The 17290-nt window shown below is 53.0% G+C and carries 20 protein-coding genes and 1 riboswitch; of the genes, 17 read left to right on the top strand and 3 right to left on the bottom strand.

Going from position 1 to position 17290, the window contains the following annotated elements; translation table 11 throughout:
* Positions 1 to 4 precede the first annotated feature (4 nt).
* The 3 genes from RT52_RS06905 to RT52_RS06895 are packed head-to-tail and all read left to right on the top strand — an operon-like array spanning position 5 to position 2092.
* Positions 5 to 730 carry an HAAS domain-containing protein gene (locus RT52_RS06905; protein WP_156028790.1) on the top strand — a complete coding sequence of 242 codons (726 nt, stop codon included), beginning with the start codon at positions 5 to 7 and terminating at the stop codon, positions 728 to 730.
* Positions 730 to 1086: a hypothetical protein gene (locus RT52_RS06900; RefSeq protein ID WP_034816203.1), complete on the top strand. Its 357-nt coding sequence runs from the start codon at positions 730 to 732 to the stop codon at positions 1084 to 1086. The genes RT52_RS06905 and RT52_RS06900 overlap by 1 nt, the downstream gene beginning before the upstream one ends.
* Before the next feature lie 58 nt (positions 1087 to 1144).
* Positions 1145 to 2092, top strand: a complete 948-nt coding sequence (locus RT52_RS06895; protein WP_034816200.1) for an alpha/beta hydrolase — start codon at positions 1145 to 1147, stop codon at positions 2090 to 2092.
* An 11-nt stretch (positions 2093 to 2103) separates the two neighbouring features.
* Here RT52_RS06895 and RT52_RS16005 read toward each other — a convergent pair whose 3' ends face one another.
* The gene (locus RT52_RS16005) at positions 2104 to 2946 is read right to left on the bottom strand and encodes a GNAT family N-acetyltransferase (RefSeq protein ID WP_051622663.1); all 843 of its coding nucleotides are present in this window, start codon (positions 2944 to 2946) and stop codon (positions 2104 to 2106) included.
* Between the two features lie 71 nt (positions 2947 to 3017).
* Between RT52_RS16005 and RT52_RS06885 the strand changes: the two genes are divergently transcribed.
* Positions 3018 to 3728 (top strand): YjjG family noncanonical pyrimidine nucleotidase, encoded by a 711-nt coding sequence (locus RT52_RS06885; RefSeq protein ID WP_034816198.1) that lies wholly within the window; start codon positions 3018 to 3020, stop codon positions 3726 to 3728.
* On the opposite strand, the gene RT52_RS06880 is transcribed toward RT52_RS06885, so the two are convergent.
* The gene (locus tag RT52_RS06880; RefSeq protein ID WP_034816197.1) at positions 3699 to 4145 is read right to left on the bottom strand and encodes an NUDIX hydrolase; all 447 of its coding nucleotides are present in this window, start codon (positions 4143 to 4145) and stop codon (positions 3699 to 3701) included. The two genes, RT52_RS06885 and RT52_RS06880, sit on opposite strands and share 30 nt — an antisense overlap.
* Positions 4146 to 4199: 54 nt before the next feature.
* Between RT52_RS06880 and RT52_RS06875 the strand changes: the two genes are divergently transcribed.
* From RT52_RS06875 to RT52_RS16455, 3 genes are read left to right on the top strand one after another with little or no spacing between them, the layout of a single operon-like run.
* Positions 4200 to 4802: a pentapeptide repeat-containing protein gene (locus RT52_RS06875; RefSeq protein ID WP_034816195.1), complete on the top strand. Its 603-nt coding sequence runs from the start codon at positions 4200 to 4202 to the stop codon at positions 4800 to 4802.
* The gene (locus RT52_RS06870) at positions 4799 to 5638 is read left to right on the top strand and encodes an aminoglycoside 6-adenylyltransferase (protein WP_034816193.1); all 840 of its coding nucleotides are present in this window, start codon (positions 4799 to 4801) and stop codon (positions 5636 to 5638) included. Before RT52_RS06875 ends, RT52_RS06870 begins: the two co-directional genes overlap by 4 nt.
* Before the next feature lie 48 nt (positions 5639 to 5686).
* Positions 5687 to 5839, top strand: coding sequence for a hypothetical protein (locus RT52_RS16455; RefSeq protein ID WP_034807783.1), 153 nt, complete (start codon positions 5687 to 5689; stop codon positions 5837 to 5839).
* Positions 5840 to 5850: 11 nt separating this feature from the next.
* Here the strand turns inward: RT52_RS16455 and RT52_RS06860 are convergent, their stop codons facing one another.
* Complete coding sequence (locus RT52_RS06860) at positions 5851 to 6246, bottom strand: potassium channel family protein (RefSeq protein ID WP_034816190.1); 396 nt, start codon at positions 6244 to 6246, stop codon at positions 5851 to 5853.
* Positions 6247 to 6354: 108 nt separating this feature from the next.
* Between RT52_RS06860 and RT52_RS06855 the strand changes: the two genes are divergently transcribed.
* The 10 genes from RT52_RS06855 (at position 6355) to thiE (ending at position 17268) form a co-directional block, all read left to right on the top strand.
* Positions 6355 to 7182: a glycoside hydrolase family 191 protein gene (locus RT52_RS06855; protein WP_245175483.1), complete on the top strand. Its 828-nt coding sequence runs from the start codon at positions 6355 to 6357 to the stop codon at positions 7180 to 7182.
* Positions 7183 to 7335: 153 nt separating this feature from the next.
* Positions 7336 to 8505, top strand: coding sequence for a GAF domain-containing protein (locus tag RT52_RS06850; protein ID WP_034807779.1), 1170 nt, complete (start codon positions 7336 to 7338; stop codon positions 8503 to 8505).
* 2 nt (positions 8506 to 8507) lie between these two features.
* The gene (locus RT52_RS06845) at positions 8508 to 9446 is read left to right on the top strand and encodes a tetratricopeptide repeat protein (protein ID WP_034807776.1); all 939 of its coding nucleotides are present in this window, start codon (positions 8508 to 8510) and stop codon (positions 9444 to 9446) included.
* Positions 9428 to 11275, top strand: a complete 1848-nt coding sequence (locus tag RT52_RS06840) for a DUF2194 domain-containing protein (protein ID WP_034816186.1) — start codon at positions 9428 to 9430, stop codon at positions 11273 to 11275. The genes RT52_RS06845 and RT52_RS06840 overlap by 19 nt, the downstream gene beginning before the upstream one ends.
* Positions 11272 to 12690, top strand: coding sequence for a GT4 family glycosyltransferase PelF (pelF, locus tag RT52_RS06835; RefSeq protein ID WP_034816182.1), 1419 nt, complete (start codon positions 11272 to 11274; stop codon positions 12688 to 12690). Before RT52_RS06840 ends, pelF begins: the two co-directional genes overlap by 4 nt.
* Positions 12671 to 14119: an exopolysaccharide Pel transporter PelG gene (pelG, locus tag RT52_RS06830; protein WP_034816180.1), complete on the top strand. Its 1449-nt coding sequence runs from the start codon at positions 12671 to 12673 to the stop codon at positions 14117 to 14119. Before pelF ends, pelG begins: the two co-directional genes overlap by 20 nt.
* Positions 14120 to 14180: 61 nt before the next feature.
* A riboswitch (TPP riboswitch) is annotated at positions 14181 to 14285 on the top strand.
* A gap of 74 nt (positions 14286 to 14359) precedes the next feature.
* A complete protein-coding gene (gene tenA / locus RT52_RS06825) occupies positions 14360 to 15034 on the top strand; it encodes a thiaminase II (protein ID WP_034816178.1) in 675 nt (224 codons plus the stop codon).
* Positions 15031 to 15819, top strand: coding sequence for a hydroxyethylthiazole kinase (gene thiM, locus RT52_RS06820; protein ID WP_034816177.1), 789 nt, complete (start codon positions 15031 to 15033; stop codon positions 15817 to 15819). Before tenA ends, thiM begins: the two co-directional genes overlap by 4 nt.
* Positions 15816 to 16658, top strand: a complete 843-nt coding sequence (gene thiD, locus RT52_RS06815) for a bifunctional hydroxymethylpyrimidine kinase/phosphomethylpyrimidine kinase (RefSeq protein ID WP_034816170.1) — start codon at positions 15816 to 15818, stop codon at positions 16656 to 16658. Before thiM ends, thiD begins: the two co-directional genes overlap by 4 nt.
* Positions 16627 to 17268 (top strand): thiamine phosphate synthase, encoded by a 642-nt coding sequence (gene thiE, locus RT52_RS06810; RefSeq protein WP_034816168.1) that lies wholly within the window; start codon positions 16627 to 16629, stop codon positions 17266 to 17268. The genes thiD and thiE overlap by 32 nt, the downstream gene beginning before the upstream one ends.
* The last annotated feature ends 22 nt before the right edge of the window (positions 17269 to 17290 follow it).

Here is a 17290-nt window from a genome sequence, read left to right as displayed (position 1 = left end):
TTTTTTGGATGATTTAGCAGTCTATCTTATGTCGAGTGGGAAAGCGGAAGAGGAAGTGCACGACGTCGTCGCCGAGCTCAAAGACCACCTCGAGGAAGCGGAACGGGCAGGAAAAAGTGTGGACGATGTCGTCGGCCAAAGTCCGAAAGCCTATATGCAGCATCTCGGGCATGAGATGGCGTTTGATGGGAAAGGCTTTTTCAAAATCATCGCGATGTTGGTTCCGAACGTGTTCGCCTACATCATCATCGGTAACTTCATTCAAGGCGAGATGACGTTCTCGACGGTTCAGCTGATCGGGTTCCCGCTCGTAGCCGTCCTGTTCTTGCTGGCCGCCTCGCAAGCGTTCCGCAATCTGTCCGTCCGTTCGAAAGCAAGTCCATTCAAAAACGGGGCGACGTACATCGCGCTTGCCGTGTTGCCGATGACGCTGTTCCTCGGTCTGATGGTGCTCGACATCTTCGTCGAGACCCCGACGATCGTGTTCGGTTCGACCGGCCAACTCGTCTTGCTCGGAATGGCCGTCGTTACGTTACTCATCGTCTCGGTGTGGACGAAGACGTGGATCAATCTGATTATTCCGCTGCTCTTATTCGGGCCGCAATACGCGTTCGCCCAGACGAGTTTGCCGCTCGAGCAACAACTGATATTCTCGATGCTGATTCTGTTCGTCGGGATGGGGGTCTTCTTGTTCGTCTGGTGGAAAAAGAATCAACAGGGGCAAGCCTGATGCTGGGGCGAATCATCTTCGTCGTCCTCCTGTGTCTGCCGTGGGGTTTCTTCGTGACAGCATCAGACTTTCTTTTAGGGAATGCGTTCGGGTATGTCATGATTCCGGTCATTATGTGGTGGGGCGCGTGGCGGTTTGCCCGACGTGGGATGTTCCCGTGGCTCGCATTCGGACTCATCGTATCTTATTTCATTTCCACGGCGATGGTTTGGCGTGTCGACGGGGCGTGGGATTACTTCTTTAAGCCGTTCAATCAGTTCATTGTCATAAACATCTGGACGATGGTGTTCGCGATTGGTGTTGGCTTGACGTCCTTTTATCGTTGGGCATTTCGAAAAACGCACGATTCTGCTTAAGGTTGGACGCGGCTGGGAATAGGCAACTGAACGCCAATAGAGAAAGAAGGGATTCCCATTGCCAGTCAATCCGACGATTCAATTTTATTTAAACCAGCTGCAAAATGACTTGCCGGTCACATACGATCGATTGGATCCGCTCGAATTGAGAAGACAAGAAGATGCGATGATGACCCGATTTCAACATAAAGAGCACGTCCAGGAAGTGGAAGAGGTTACGCTCACCCTCTCCGGCCGGACGATTCCGGGGCGGGTATATCGGACAACCGAGACCATCGCCCCGGTGCTCGTTTACTATCACGGAGGCGGCTATGTCAGCGGCAGCCTCGACACACATGACGCGATTTGCCGGACGCTCGCGAACGAGGCGGATTGTACCGTTATCTCAATCGGTTACCGTCTCGCGCCGGAGCACAAGTTCCCGGCCGCTGTCGAAGATGCGTACGGCGCCCTCGTCTGGGTGGCCGATCACGCGGATACGTTACGGATTGACCGGGCCCGCATCGCCGTCGGCGGTGACAGTGCCGGCGGGGCGCTCGCGACGGTCAGCGCCTTAATCGCCGTCGAACGAGACGGCCCGCCAGTGGTGCACCAACTGCTCCTCTACCCGGTCACTGGGACCGAGGAAAACGTGCCGTTGTCGATGGTTGAGCATGCGAACGGCTACTTGCTCGACGAGGGGTTGATTCGATGGTTCCAGCATCAGTATTTTAACGATGAGACGGAGCTGAAACATCCGTACGCTTCGCCGATTTTTTCCGAATATTTGGCTGATTTACCGCCGGCGACACTGTTGACGGCCGAGTATGACCCGCTCCGCGACCTCGGTCGAGCGTATGCGAATAAACTGATTAGCCTCGGGGTGTCGGTGACGTACCACAATTACGGAGGACTCATCCACGGCTTCGTCAATTATTACGCATACGTCCCGGAAGCGAGACGAGCCGTTAAAGAAGCGGCAAGGGCGCTTCGACATGTATTCTATACGCAAAAAACTCGCCCGTAAGGCGAGTTTTTTCATGCTTGCGACAAATAAGGGAAGCGACAACCTTCAGGGAAAAACTTCCCTTCGTTCATGCGAATCATCCATGGACCGTCGCTGGACGGACGTTGCTCGACACCATCCAAATCGGGCGTAAATTTAAAGACGATTTCGGTGATGCCTTCAAAAGAGAGGCGTGCGACGACGTCACGCATATCGACAGGACGCGGCGACAGCACGGCGTACAGAATTAAACGCGAGCGTTCGATTATATAAATGACATGGACGTCATCGAAACGATACACATCCTCGTCCATCCCTTGATAGTAATGAAACATCCAAATGTGCATATCGTCTGTCGTATAGAGGCGCGGTGAAAACGGGAGTGATTCCAGTTTGAAACGCCGCCACTGTTCGGCATCGACGTCGACGTGTTCGAGTGGAGAAGCCGATCCCGAGACGCGGACGAAAAACTCCGGTTCCGATTGTGCGGAGAAGCCTTGCTTCTCGTAAAACGGTTCAACGCTTTCGTTGCAAGCTAGAAAATAAGGCAACCCATCCGTGTCATGTTGCTTAAACAAGTGTTTAAAGATGCGGGTGGCGAGTCCTTGTCCTTGTCGGATCTCGTCTGTCATGACCGTTCCGATTTGATACGCTTCTCGCGCGGTTCCGTCCATCATCACTGTCATCCGGCTCATCCCGACGCTCGAGATGACATTCCGATAGAACGTCAATGAATAGCAGCGATAACGGTCAGTCCATTCGCCAGCTTTGTACCACTCGCGAAAATCGATGCCGAATGTCTCGTCGGCTAAGTAAAAAAACGAGTCGAGCTCTTTTTCCGAATATTCGAGGTTGGTGATTGGCTTTTTTGGCATACAGTTTGCTCCTTTTTTGAACTTCAATGTCTGTTCCTGTACATTAGAGGCAGAGAGGGGTAATACAGATTATGAAACGATATGAAGCGATTTTATTCGATGTCGACGATACGTTGCTCGACTTTAAACAGAGCGAGCACGTCGCTTTGCAGCAGTTGCTCGCTGCGTACAACGTTCACATGACCGATGAACTGAAACAACAGTATGTGACGATTAATAATGGATTATGGCGCGCCTTCGAGCGCGGCGAGGTCGGACGGGAAGACGTCTTGATGGGACGCCACACGCAACTGTTCGACACGCTTGGTATCACAATCGATGCACATGAAGTTGAACAGCGCTATCGCGACCATCTTCACTCGGGTGTGCACATCATCGATGGGGCGCTCGAGCTCGTCCAAACGCTCAGCGAACAATATCCGCTCTACATCGTCACGAACGGCGTCACGGAGACGCAGTTCAAACGGCTCGAAGCCTCGGGACTGCTCCCTTATTTCCAAGACGTGTTCGTCTCGGACGCGACCGGGTCACAGAAGCCGATGAAACCGTTCTTCGACTACGTGTTCGACCGTGTGCCGCACGTCGCACCGGAACGCGGGCTTATCGTCGGCGACTCGGTCACGGCCGATATCGCCGGTGGACGCATGTACGGGCTCGATACGTGCTGGTACAATCCGCATGAGATTGCGGCGACGGTCGAAACGACGTATGAGATTCAAGACTTGAACGAGCTGACATCCATTCTGTCCGGCTCAGCGGTCGATAAAGTGGGGCGGCAGTGATTGGGGCAACGCGTGAAGCGTCTCCGGGAACAGTTTTAACTCGCGGAGCGTCTCGAGCGGCTGCCAACGATAGATGAGGTGATCCCCTTCCGGGCCATGGAAGTCTCCATGTTGGAGCGGGAGGTCGCCCGATACATAAAAGTACATCCCGATTTCATGCACGGTACGCTCGAGGTACGTGAAGAAATTTTCGGACACGAATGCGAATGTTGTTCCGGTCACTGCGGCTTCGAGTTCTTCCTGTAACTCTCGTGTCAAGGCGAGCTCGGCTTCTTCGCCGATGCCGACGCGTCCGCCCGGTAACGCCCAAAAGTCATCGTTCACGTTCCGATGGACGAGCAAATGACCGTCCTGGACCCAGATGCCGGCGACCCGGTAATTGAACGTGCCTTGTTCGGTCGGAAATACGATATCCATGTTTCATCACTCCATTCCTATAGCTATAACGAGTATACGCCAAGGAGGCCGATTATGTTTCAATCACATGCCACATACGTTGGAGACGATTTTCGGGACGAGACGCTCCGTGACGTTCAACTCACGCAGACGACGTTCGAGAACTGTCGTTTTACCTATATTGATGCGACCGAGTTCGAGACCGAGCAGTGCCGCTTCATCAACTGTGACTTCACCGATTCAAAATGGAACGCCTCACGTCATAACGAGAGTTCGTTCTTAAACTGCACGTTCACCGGGGCAAACCTGTTCTTGTCGGAGTTCGACGAGTGCAAGATGACAGGTTCGTCATTCGAGTCATGCACGTTCGAAGGGGTCGTCGTGCGTGAAGGGGATTGGTCGTTCGTCAATCTTCGGCACGCCCCACTCCGGAAGATGGACTGGTCCGGTGTCCGGTTGACCGAGGCCGATTTATACGGGGCTGATTTGAAAGAGACGGTGTGGACGAACGCCGTCTTGTCCCGTGCCGTCTTGCAACACGCCGACTGCACCGGTGCGGATTTTGTAGGAGCCGAGATGGACGGGGTCGATTTTTCAGACGTCAATATAAAACAAGCGACGATTGACGTGATGCAGGCCGTACAAGTCGCCCGCTCGCTCGGGGCGAACGTCATATGACGAATGAACGTGTGCTCGAACGGTTACGTGAGTTCGTGAGCCGAGACGACAACGTTCGTGTCTTCGTTTTGAACGGGTCGCTCGCCAACCCGGACGTGCAACGGGATTGCTATCAAGACGTCGATGTCACTTGTTTCGTCGAAGACGTGAACGCGTTCATCGAAGACCGCTCGTGGATGGGGCCGCTCGGGGACGTGTTGATTATGCAGACGCCGGATGAGGTGCCGGGCCACGCCGACTATGAACGCTTCGCCTTTCTCGTTCAGTTCGCCGCCGGCCATCGTGTCGATTTGACCGTCCGTCCGCTTGAGGCGGTCGCGGCCACGCTCGCCGCTGATTCGCTCAGTCTCGTCCTGATTGATAAAGACGACATCGCCGGTCAACCAGTCCCGTCTGATGACACGTACCGCATCAAACGACCGACGCGGTTCGATTATGAACAGTGTTGGAACGAATTTTGGTGGGTGTCGCTTTACGTCGTTAAAGGCATCAACCGGAAACAGTTGTTGTACGCGTATGACCATTTGACCATCATGCGGACGATGCTCCGGCAGATGCTCTCGTTCGAGGTCGGGTTTCAAACGGGCTTTACTGTGAACGTCGGGAAGTCTGGAGACGGCCTCAGCCAACACGTCTCCCGGGAGTGTTGGGAGGCGTATCTCGACACATATCCTGTCATCGAGACGACTTCGCTCGAGTCAGCCCATCGTCAGCTGATCGATTTGTTCGAACAGGTCAGTCGACGAGTGGCCGACCAGTCAGGGATTCCGTTTCAGGAAGCAGAAGCACGACGCATACGTGACGCCTATTCGACACTTTGGTGTCAGCGCGATTAACTTTTTACCGAGTCGGGAAACCCCCTTGTATAGAAGGGGGAATGACGCTTGAATCCGTATACGACGTTCATCGCGCTCCTAGTGGGGAGTTTACTTTTATTTGTCGGCATCCGGACGAAAAAATGGCCCATCATCGTCGTGGCCTTGTTTCCGCTCGGACTCGTCGCGTTTAACATGTATTTGCTCATTACCGGACGCTAGAAGACTGCCTGTCAGTCTTCTTTTTTGTAGATGGATTTCACAAAAAACACTGTCGGCAATAAGATGCCGATGACGGCTTCGATGAGCGCAAACCAGCGGGCCGGACCGACCGGTAGGATGTCCCCAAAGCCGATGGAAAGGAGAGTGACCCCGCTGAAGTAGAGGAGGTTCTGCCAATTCGGATCGACCGGGGTCATCGACTCGAGCGACGTGACGAGGATGACACCGTTTTGTGATAAGGCGTAATAGATGACGGCAAATCCGGCTAGGACGCCGCACAGACTGACGAATAAGTGACTGAAGAAGCGTCCGTCAAAGCCGGTCTGCCGATACGTCTTGTGCCGAAAGAAGGTATATACGTTCATGCCGACGAATAATACGGCAATCGTGAAGAGAATGGTATTCATGTTCGTGTCTCCTTTTTTAGAAGGTCTATAACTGTTGTACCCTGCCCAGACACTAGGAAACGGACCAATTTGACATCATGAACGAACCAACGACAAGGAGGTGTCCGTGTGCGGCGTTACTTATTGATCGTATTGTGTTCAACGATTATTTTAGGGGGTTGCGTGACAAAAACGCCATTCGATTTCGATGAGATTGAAACGTATAAAATCTTTTACAACGTGCCGACAGACGAGATTATCGCCGATATGTCCAGTTATGACCTCGTGATTATCGAACCGATTTGGTACACGACCGAACAAATCGAGGCGATTCAATCGAAGGGGACGAAAGTACTCGGCTATATCAACGTGATGGAGGCAGATACGTGGAACCGGGCGTTAATTGGACAAATGAAAGAGGACGATTTCTTTTATCGGGACGGGGAACGTATCTATTTTCAGAGATGGGACTCGTATTTGACGAATATCGCATCTGCCAACTTTCGAAAAATCTTGATTCGTGAAATCCAAAAACAAATCATCAATAAGCATATCGATGGCATCTTCTTGGATACGGTCGGTGACATCGATGACGTTCATCTCGACTATCCTACCGACTTAGCCGAACAGCTCGACGGTTTAGAAACGTTTCTAAAATCAATCCAAGGCACGTATCCGGGTGTCCCGATCGTTCAGAATTGGGGAATCGAGACGTTGGAGCGGACGAGTGCCCCTTACGTCGACGGATTCATGTGGGAAGGGTTTAACTATACGGCCATCACATCAGATTCATGGTCGATGGAAAAAATTGAGCGATTAAACGCGTTGCGCGAAACGTACGACATTGCCGTATTGACCGTATCGGATACGGAAGAAAGTACGAGTCGTAACTTGGCCGAAGCGAACGGTTACATCCATTATCATGAGCCAACCTATTATGATACATGGGATTTTTAGGGATTATTTAAGGTTATAGGAAGGAAGTGTGCGGGTATTTAATGTAAGGAACTAATATTTTTACCATAAAACAACATAAAACTCGAAGAGGAGGGGATTCTTATTTTTTACGCTCAAGACCGTCCATGGATCAAGTGGACCGAAATCCTTGTCGTGTTCGCCGTATTGATCGGCATCGACCTCGTGTTTAGCTTAGGGTCGATTCAAAACGATTTAAACTTGTTTTACGTTGCGGCGATTTTATTCGCCTTACGGTACGGGACAATCTTTGGTCTCATCAGTTTCGCTCTGTTGCTTGTCTATAAGGTCGTCTATACGGGTTTCGTCGGTGGCGACATCTTCCTATTGTTCTACGATACAAATTCACTTCTCACGTTATTCTATTACTTCGCCCTCACTGTCATCGTCGGATTGTTCAGCACGTCATTTCGTGAACGGTACGAGATCAGTCAGTTCCGCAACGAGGAACTGAAAGATGAAAACACGTACTTGAAAGAGACAGTCGACTTACTCAACACTTCTCAGACGACACTTCGTCAAAAGTTACTCCAATCGGAATATAGCCTCAACCAACTGTATGAATTGGCCGTCTCGCTCGATTTACCACATCCTGAATTGATTCGAAGCGAAACGATTCGCCTCTTGAAAAAATATTTTCTCGCAAGTGACGTTGCCATCTATCACGTCGACCGGTCGCAGAAGTCGATGCGTCTCCTTATTCGCCAAGCGGAGAAAAAAGAGTTCCCGCAAACGATTTTCCTCGACGAGGCATCGGGCATGTTTAAACGTTTTTTCCAAGTCCAAGAGACGACGCTACGCCAACTCGATGATGAAGACTCGGACCCGATGTTGCTCGCGCCGATCACGATTGATGGACAGACGCGTGAAGTCGTCGTCATCAAACGTTTACCGCTCCGTAAGTTGACGACCGATGATTTGCACGTCTTGAACATCCTCTTCTCCTGGATCGGGACGCGTATTGAGAACGCGCAGACGCTCATTCGAAAAGAACAGCATGCTTTGCTCTATCCGGGGACGTCGTTCTATAAAAAAGATGCGTTCACTGAGCTCGTTGCGTTGCAAGAGCAAAAGAAACTGCATCACGGCCAACCTTACATCGTACTCGAATATGCGCTTGGCTATGAGCCGGTGTCCCTCGAAAGCATCGAGGCCATCGTCCATTCGTACTTGCGGGAAATCGATGTCGTCGGCTACGACAAAGATGACAACAAGCTGATGCTCTTACTGCCGGGGACGAGCGAAGAACACCGGCAACGGATTTATGACCGGATTGAAGGCATCTTGATTCAGAAAGGGGTGTGAGTATGGCAACGATTAGTAGCACCGTTTGGATTTTCCTCTATGTCATTCATGCCATCCTCGCCCTCGCCTTGCTCATTGTGTTGAAGCGGAGAATGAAAGCCCCAGATTACGGGGTCGCAGTGACAGCCCTTTGCTTCGGGCTGTTTTTACCTTTCATCGCCGAGCTTGCCGTCTATGCTGTCTATCGACTCGCCGAACGGTTCGGTCGCAGTGGCTTGATTGAAGACTACGATGAATATATCGACTTCAAGGTCGTCAACTATGAAAAGATTCGTCACGAGGCGAAATCGAGTGCGAGCTTGCTCCCGTTGACCGATGCCATCAACTCAAAAGACCCGGCGATTCGGAAACATTCGATTTTGACGCACGTGAATAACTCGATTGACCAACAAGGGAAGTACTTGCAGATGGGTCTGCAGAGTAAGGACAGTGAAACGGTCCATTATGCAGCGGCAACGATGAACATTTTGGTCGATCAATACGAACAAGAATTGAAGCAGGCGAAACGTGACTACGACCTTGGGAATCCGGCATCGATTCGCCGGCTCGCCACCATCTATAAACGGATGATTCACAGTGAACTGATTACGACGGTCATGCTGACCGACAAGCGGGAAGCCTGGTTGAAGGAGTTGTTGATTGCCAAAACGCTCTTTCCGCCGACGGCTTGGATATATGAAGATTTGAATGAAATTTATCGTGATGCGAAACGACCGAAAGAGCAACTCGCTATCTTGAAAGAGTATGTGCATCACTTCCCGGAACGCATCGAGGCCCATCTCATGCTCATCGATTTCTATTATGAGCGGGAACGTTGGGCCGAGGTGAAAGCGGTCATGTTTATGATGCAAACCCAATTCTCGCTCGAGGACGTGCCGTACGAGTATCGGCTGTTATTTGAAGAATGGAGTGACACGACATCATGGAAAAACGAACTGTAATCTCATTCTCGCTCTTCATCGTCTTATTTCTCGTCATCGTCGGCGCGATTCAATACTTACGGACCCACTCGTTGCACACGCTGTTGCCGGGTATCGCAGAGCAGCGAATCGAGATTGACCAGATTCAAGGCGGAGAAACGGCTCAGACCGGCCAACATCGCCTTCAAGTCTATCTTGTCCGTGACGAAGAAGAATTGGCCGTTCAGACGGCTGAAAATATCCTATATGGGCTTCGCTATGCGAAAATCGACGTCCAAGAAATCACACCGGAACAAGTCGGGACGGTGACGCCCTCGCCATATACGATTCTCATCTTCACGGGAGAACGGACGACACGTTGGCCGCTCATCGAGATGAAACAATTTGTAAAGCAAGGCGGCAACCTCATCTTTGGCAACCGGTTTAAAGATGCTGCCTTCAATGAGCTGACAGGGATTGAAGAGATTGGGGAGTTTGTGCCGGACGTGTACGGCTTGAATTTCGAGGAAGTGATTTTCCCAGGCTACGTCGACTTGAATCCACCGGAAGATCTGTTCGTCCACAGTGTCGTCGATTTTGCCATCGCAGACGACGCAAACGTCTTACTGTCGGCAGAAGGGTTTCCTATCCTTTGGGAATATGCGGTCGGCGATGGGAACGTGCTCTATTGGAACACGACCATCACTAATCAAAAGATGACGCGTGGCCTGTTCGTCCAAACGCTCGGCACGTTGCCACCGGCGTTCGTCTCCGCACAGGCTGCCATCAAGCTCATGTATATCGATGACTTTCCGGCTCCGATTATGAGCGGGAAGATGAAAGACGTCTCGACGACGCCGCTCGACAAATCGGTCAAAGACTTCTTTGCTGAAGATTGGTGGGAAGACATGCTCCGAATGGGCGAAGAAGACGACTTGATTTACACCGGTGCGATGATTGGCACGTACGAGGAAGAAATGGAACTCGTCGATGAAGAGTTGATTAGACGAGGCGAATTCCCGATGCTGTTTTTCGGTCGTAAGTTATTGGCAAGCGGTGGAGAAATCGGTTTACATGGCTATAACCATCAATCCCTCGTCACGGCTGATGAGCCGATTGACCCGACGTATGGCTATATCCCGTGGAAAGATAAAGACGAGATGAAGCGGTCGCTTCTTCAAGCCGAGTCCGTGTTCGCGAACTATTTCCCGGCTGAGACGCTCAAATCGTACGTCCCACCGTCGAACGCCTTGAATCGGACCGGCGTCGATGCGATCGCTGAAGCGTTACCTGAACTGCGCACAATCGCGTCGCTTTATACCGGGGAACCAGAGAACGGGGATTTCGTGCAAGAGTTCGAGTTCGATGAGACACACCCTCACGTCTACCACTTTCCACGTGTATCGAGCGATTACGGGGAAGAGCGCGGTTCGATTTTCCAGATGGTCGACGCGATTGCCAATTTTGGCGTCTTCTCGCACTTCATTCACCCAGATGACGTTATCGACCCCGACCGGGCACTTGGACGTGACTGGGACACGATGTTCGCCAGTCTGAAAAAAATCAATGACGACGTGAATACAAACTATCCGCACCTGCAGTCGTATACCCAGCATTACGCGACGGAAAAGCTCATCACCTACCAAGCGGCGGACGTGAACGTCTCGTTTGATGACGGGACTGTCTACTTGTCAGGCGAAGGGCTCGTCAATCCGTCGCATTTCACGGTCCGGCTCAAGTCCGGACAATCGCTTGAGACAGGTACGTTCGACTTTGGGACGGTCGAACAAATGGAAGCGGATCGCCCGCTCTACTTGGTCACATTGACGGCGGCGAACGCTCAGATTGCCATCGAAGGAGGCACACCATGAAGATTGGACTCGTGTTAGAAGGGAGTTATCCGTACGTGAGCGGAGGGGTGTCGAGTTGGACCCAGACGCTGATTGAAGAGATGCCGGATGTGGAGTTTCAAATCATCTCCATCCAACCGACCGTGAAGCGTCCCGAGGACATGAAGTATGTGTTGCCGGAAAATGTGTCTGGAATCACGCATCTCTATTTGAACGAGTCCGGTGTGAAGGGGAAAGGACGGATGAAACTCGCGCCTGAGGAAGAGCGGAAGCTGTCGGATTGGCTGATGTTGAAGAGTCCGAATCGACAAGCGCTCGGGATTATCGGGACGCGAGTCCCCTCGAGTGAGGCGTTTTTCGCCAGTGAGTTTTTCTGGCACAACGTCAAGACCGCCTATTCTGAAGAGATGAACGGTGGATCTTTCATCGACTACTTTTGGATGTGGCAAAGCATGTACATGCCGGTGCTTCGCGTGTTGCATCAGCCGCTCCCCGACGTCGATCTCGTCCATTCCGTGTCGACCGGTTACGCCGGGATGGTCGCCTCCTATATGAAAGAGACACAAGGCATCCCGTTCATATTAACCGAGCATGGCATTTATTCCCGTGAGCGGGAAGAAGAGATTCTTCAGTCCTACTGGATTCCGGCTCCGTACAAGCCGCGCTGGGTCCGTTTCTTCCACCACTTGTCACGCGAGGCTTACAATGCGGCCGATGAGATTATTACGCTGTTTGAACGGAATCGTGAATATCAGGAATGGATTGGGGCACCGAGCGAAAAGACGAAGATTATCGCCAACGGCATCGCCGATCGCCACATCCGTCCGGTCATCGAGCCGGTCGAGCACGACGTGTTTCAAATCGGGGCCATCGTCCGTGTCGTACCGATTAAAGATTTAAAGACGATGATTTATGGGGCGAAGATTTTACAAGAACGGCGCCGTCTCTTTAAACTGACGATTATGGGCCCGCTCGATGAGGACGAAGAATATGCCGAGGAATGTCGGTTGTTGATTGAACGGAGCGGTCTGACGGATTATGTCGAACTTGTCGGGAAAGTGAATGTGCAGGAATGGTTACCGACGTTCGATTTGTTGCTACTGACGAGCATCTCGGAAGGGCAGCCGCTAGCCGTCCTAGAAGGGATGGCTGCCGGTATTCCATGGGTGGCGACGGACGTCGGTGCCTGTTCGGAACTTTTATACGGTCGCTCGGACGACCCGTTCGGTCCAGCCGGGTTCATCGTGCCGCCTGTCCACCCGGAAGCACTCGCCGATAAAATCGAGTGGATGATAGATTATCCGCGTGAACGGATGCGCTTCGGCAAGAACGGCCGCGAACGCGTCCGTCAATATTATCGGTTGCAACAGTTCGTCGACCGGTATAAAGCAATCTATGAAGCGAGGAGGGAACAGTATGGCGGGCATCGGGTTTAAGTTACAGAAGTTGTTTCAAGAAGACTACTATTCATCCCGACTGAAGGCGTACACGTTCTCCGGTCTCGTCACCTCAGGACCTTGGCTCATCGTCATTTTGGTCGTCGGGACGATTCAATGGCTGGCGTTTCAAATGCCGATGCTCTCACTCGAGGAACGGACGCTGTTTATGTTGTCGGTATCTTATGCGTTCATCTTCTCGCAAATCTTGTTCAGTTTCCAACAGCTCGTCGTCACGCGCTACGTCGCCGATTTGTTTTACGAGAAGAAAGCACACGATATTTTTCCCGTCTTTACCGGAATGCTGAAAGTGACGATGCTCGCAGCAATCATCATGTACAGCATCTTTTGGATGATTTCACCGCTCGATTTTTTGTATAAGCTCGTCTTGTTCGTCTTGTTCATGACGATTAACGTCATTTGGGTCATGTTCTTATTTTTGAGCGCGGCCAAGTTTTATCAGGCGATCGCGTACAGCTTTTTACTCGGCGGTTTTATCGCGATTGGCGGTGTGTTCTTGATTAGCCGCATCCTAGTGGACCCGACGAGCTTGGAGCTGTTGCTCGGCTTCACGGTCGGGATGCTCGTCACGCTGTTCGGCTTATTCTTTGCGATGCTACGGACGTTCCCGCTCCGCTATGCGACGAACGAGTTTTCTTATTTCCGCTATTTTGATCTCTACCCCGATTTGTTCGCCATCGGCGTCTTGTACGTTCTTGGCATTTGGGTGACGAACTTCATCATTTGGTTCGGGGAGGGGCGGACCGTCGTCGCGGAATCGTTCGTGTTCAACCCGTACTATGACACGGCCGTATTCTGGTCTTACTTGACGATTGTCCCGACCCAGCTCTTGTTCGTCGTCGCCGTCGAGACACGCTTTTATGAACGGTATCGCACGTTCTACGGCCTCATCAACTACGGGGGCGCTTTGCATCAAATCGATAAGGCGAAACAGACGATGACGACCGTCCTGAAGAACGAATTGATTCGTCTCGGACGAAGCCAAGGGGTCGTCACGTTGTTCGCCATTCTCATGGCGGGTGTGTTCGTCGGCTGGATTGGCGTACCGGAAGAAGTCGGTCAAATCTTTCGGATGACGACGCTCGCCGCTTTCGCGAACGCGATGATTCTCGTCTTGACGCTACTCCTTCTCTATTTTGAGGACCGGCGCGGGGCACTATTCGTTAACTTGTCGTTTTTCACAGGCAACGCACTCTTCACCCTGGCGCTGCTACCGCTCGGCATCGATTGGTACGGCGTCGGGTTTGCCGTCAGTACGACCATCACGTTCTTTATCGCCGGTTTGCGCTTGATGTATTTCATGGGAAAAGTCGACTATTACGTGTTCGCGTCCTCGAATCGACGCAAGCTCGGAATCGAGCGCTTCTCACAGATGGGAACGGCATTGAATCGTCGCTTCTCGCGTTGAAGGGTTCCTATTTCAGCGAAAGATTGATATGATGTGTCCGAAGACGACCGAATTTCATAATGTTTGCCACTAGGGGAGTCGCATGACGCGGCTGAGATGGACGAGGTCCAGACCCTTTGAACCTGATCTAGTTCACGCTAGCGGAGGGAAGTGGGCGAAACGACTTTTCTCACGCTGTATGTCCGACGCCGCTTCCGTTATGGGAGGCGGCGTTTTTTCATACAAAAGGAGGAGTTCATCATGACGTTCACCCAACACATCCGACAAGAAGCGGATACTTTGTTCCAAGCGAGTTTTGACCACCCGTTCGTCCGATCACTCGGCGAAGGGACGCTCGACGAGGCGAAGTTTCGCCACTATGTTCTGCAAGACTCATACTATCTGAACCAATTTTCGAAAGTGCAGGCGAGAGGGGCAATCGTGGCGCAAAATATGGAACTGTCGAGCCGTTTTTTGACACACGCGCTCCACACGATCGAGGCGGAACACGCGTTACATCGTGAGTTCTTCACGATGCTTGATGTGACCGAGGAAGAGCGACGTACGTTCGAGCCGGCGCCGACCGCATATGCGTACGCGATGCACATGCAACAAGCCGGACCGACGCTCGGGGACGTACTCGCAGCGATTTTACCGTGCTACTGGGTATACTACGAGATTGGCGAACGATTGAAAGATGCAAAGCCGGAGCATCCGATCTATACGGCTTGGATTGCGACGTATGGGTCGGAATGGTTCCGCGAACTCGTCGAAGAACAGATTGAACGGCTCGACCTGTTGGCCGAGCAAGCGACAGAAGCCGAACGCAAACGTTACCGTCAGTTGTTCTTGAAGAGCTGTTATTACGAAGTGGCGTTTTGGCAGATGGCCTGGACGCTCGAGACGTGGGACGTACCGGTGGAGGTGAGCCGATGAAGCGTGATTTGTGGGATAAGGTACGGGCCGAGCGGCCGCTCATCCATAACGTTACGAACATCGTCGTCGCCAACTTCTCGGCGAACGGATTGCTCGCGATCGGTGCGTCACCGGTCATGGCGTCCGCTGTCGAGGAAGTAGCGGAAATGGCGACGGTGAGCGATGCGCTCGTGTTGAATATCGGCACGCTCGATGCGACGACGGAAAGGACGATGATTCGAGCGGGACAAGCGGCGAACGCTGCAGGACGTCCTATCGTCTTCGATCCGGTCGGTGTCGGTGCGACGGCGTTTCGACGTCAAGTGGCGACTGCGATCCTCGAGCAGGTGCAGGTGACGGTCATCCGGGGGAACGCCGGTGAGATGGCGACATTGATTGACCGGACGGCGCACGCGCGCGGGGTCGATACGGGAGAAGCGTTGCAAGACGTGACAGACGTCGCGCGCGAGGCGGCCAAACGGTATCGCTGTGTCGTCGCGATGACCGGAGAGACGGATGTCGTCAGCGACGGGGACGTGACGATTGAAATCAAAGGAGGAACCGAAACGATGACGCGGACGACCGGGACCGGCTGTCTGCTCAGCGCGGTCGTCGGCGCGTTTCTTGCGGTTGAGGCTGACGCGATGACCGCGACATCGACGGCGCTCGCCGGATACGCCCGTTGCGGGGAACTCGCGACCGCACGTGCCGAGGGATCGGGCGATTTCCCAATTCATTTCTTGAACGAGCTTGGGAAGATGACCGCGGTCGAACTGCCGAGTGACCGGATTGAGGTGGTGTCATGAAGCGCGCACAAGTGTTGACGATTGCCGGATCTGATTCGGGCGGCGGCGCCGGCATTCAAGCCGATTTGAAGACGTTTCAAGAGCTCGGTGTATTCGGGACGAGCGTCTTGACGGCAGTCACGGCGCAAAACACACGGGGTGTGCATGGCGTCGAAGCGGTATCGGCTGAATTGCTCGCGCAACAACTCGATGCGATCGGCTCCGATTTTTCAATCGAGGCGTGCAAGACCGGGATGTTGTTCGATGCGAGTCGAATCGAGACCGTCGCTTCCGGCGTGAAGCGGCATGCGTTCAAACAGCTCGTCGTCGACCCGGTCATGATCGCAAAAGGGGGGGCGTCTTTGCTTCAAGACACGGCTGTCGAGGCGCTCAAGACGGCGTTGTTGCCGCTCGCGACCGTCGTCACGCCGAACGTGCCGGAAGCAGAAGTGTTGGCGGGTTTGACGATTCGCTCATTCCAAGACCGTCTTGAAGCGGCGGAACGAATCTTGGCGCTCGGTGCGAAGGCCGTCGTTTTAAAAGGCGGTCATCTCGAGGGTGAACGTGCCGAAGATCTCGTCTTGACGGCGTCAGAGGCCTTCCTCGTCTCGGCACCGCGTATCGACACGCTTGACACGCACGGCACTGGCTGTACGTTCTCGGCGGCGCTCACGGCCGAGCTCGCCAAAGGCCGTCCGATGATTGAGGCAACCGTGACGGCAAAGCGGTTCATCCAAAGCGCCATCACGTATGGACTCGAGATCGGAACCGGGCACGGACCGACGAACCATTGGGCGTACGGGATGCACGGAGAGGAGGGTGTCACGCTTGAAACGATCACGACGAGCCGAGCTCGCTGAACAGCTAGAGCTGTACTTCATCTGTGGAACGACGAACACAAAAGACATCTTCCGGACGGTCGAGACGGCACTTCAATGTGGCGTCACATGTTTTCAATTTCGCGAAAAAGGAAATGAGGCACTGTATGGAGATCAAAAAGAAGCGGTGGCCCGGACGTTGCTTCGACTTTGTCGCGCGTACGGCGTCCCGTTTATCGTGAACGATGATGTCGAGCTGGCGATGAAGCTCGACGCGGACGGGGTCCATGTCGGGCAAGAAGATGCGTCGGCCCGTCGCGTCAGACAGATGATTGGGGCGGACAAATGGCTCGGTGTCTCCGTCCATTCGCTCGAAGAAGCGGCGACGGCGATGGTGCATGCGGACTATGTCGGCATCGGCCCCATCTTTCCGACGGACTCAAAAGCGGACGCCGGGGAAGTGAACGGGACGACGCTCATCCGTCAAGTGCGGGCGGCGTACCGAGAGCTCCCGATTGTGGGGATTGGGGGCATTCGGCCTGAACATGTCGAGTTGATTCGACGTGACGGGGCCGACGGGGTCGCCATCATCTCGGCCATCGCTTCGGCGCCGGACGTGGCAGCAGCCACACGACGTTTCAAGTGTCTCTGAATTCGATTCGAGGAGGAAGACA

The sequence above is a fragment of the Exiguobacterium alkaliphilum 12/1 genome, from assembly GCF_000714435.1.
Taxonomy (GTDB): Bacteria; Bacillota; Bacilli; order Exiguobacteriales; family Exiguobacteriaceae; genus Exiguobacterium; species Exiguobacterium alkaliphilum.
This window is presented reverse-complemented; position numbering and strand designations above follow the sequence as displayed.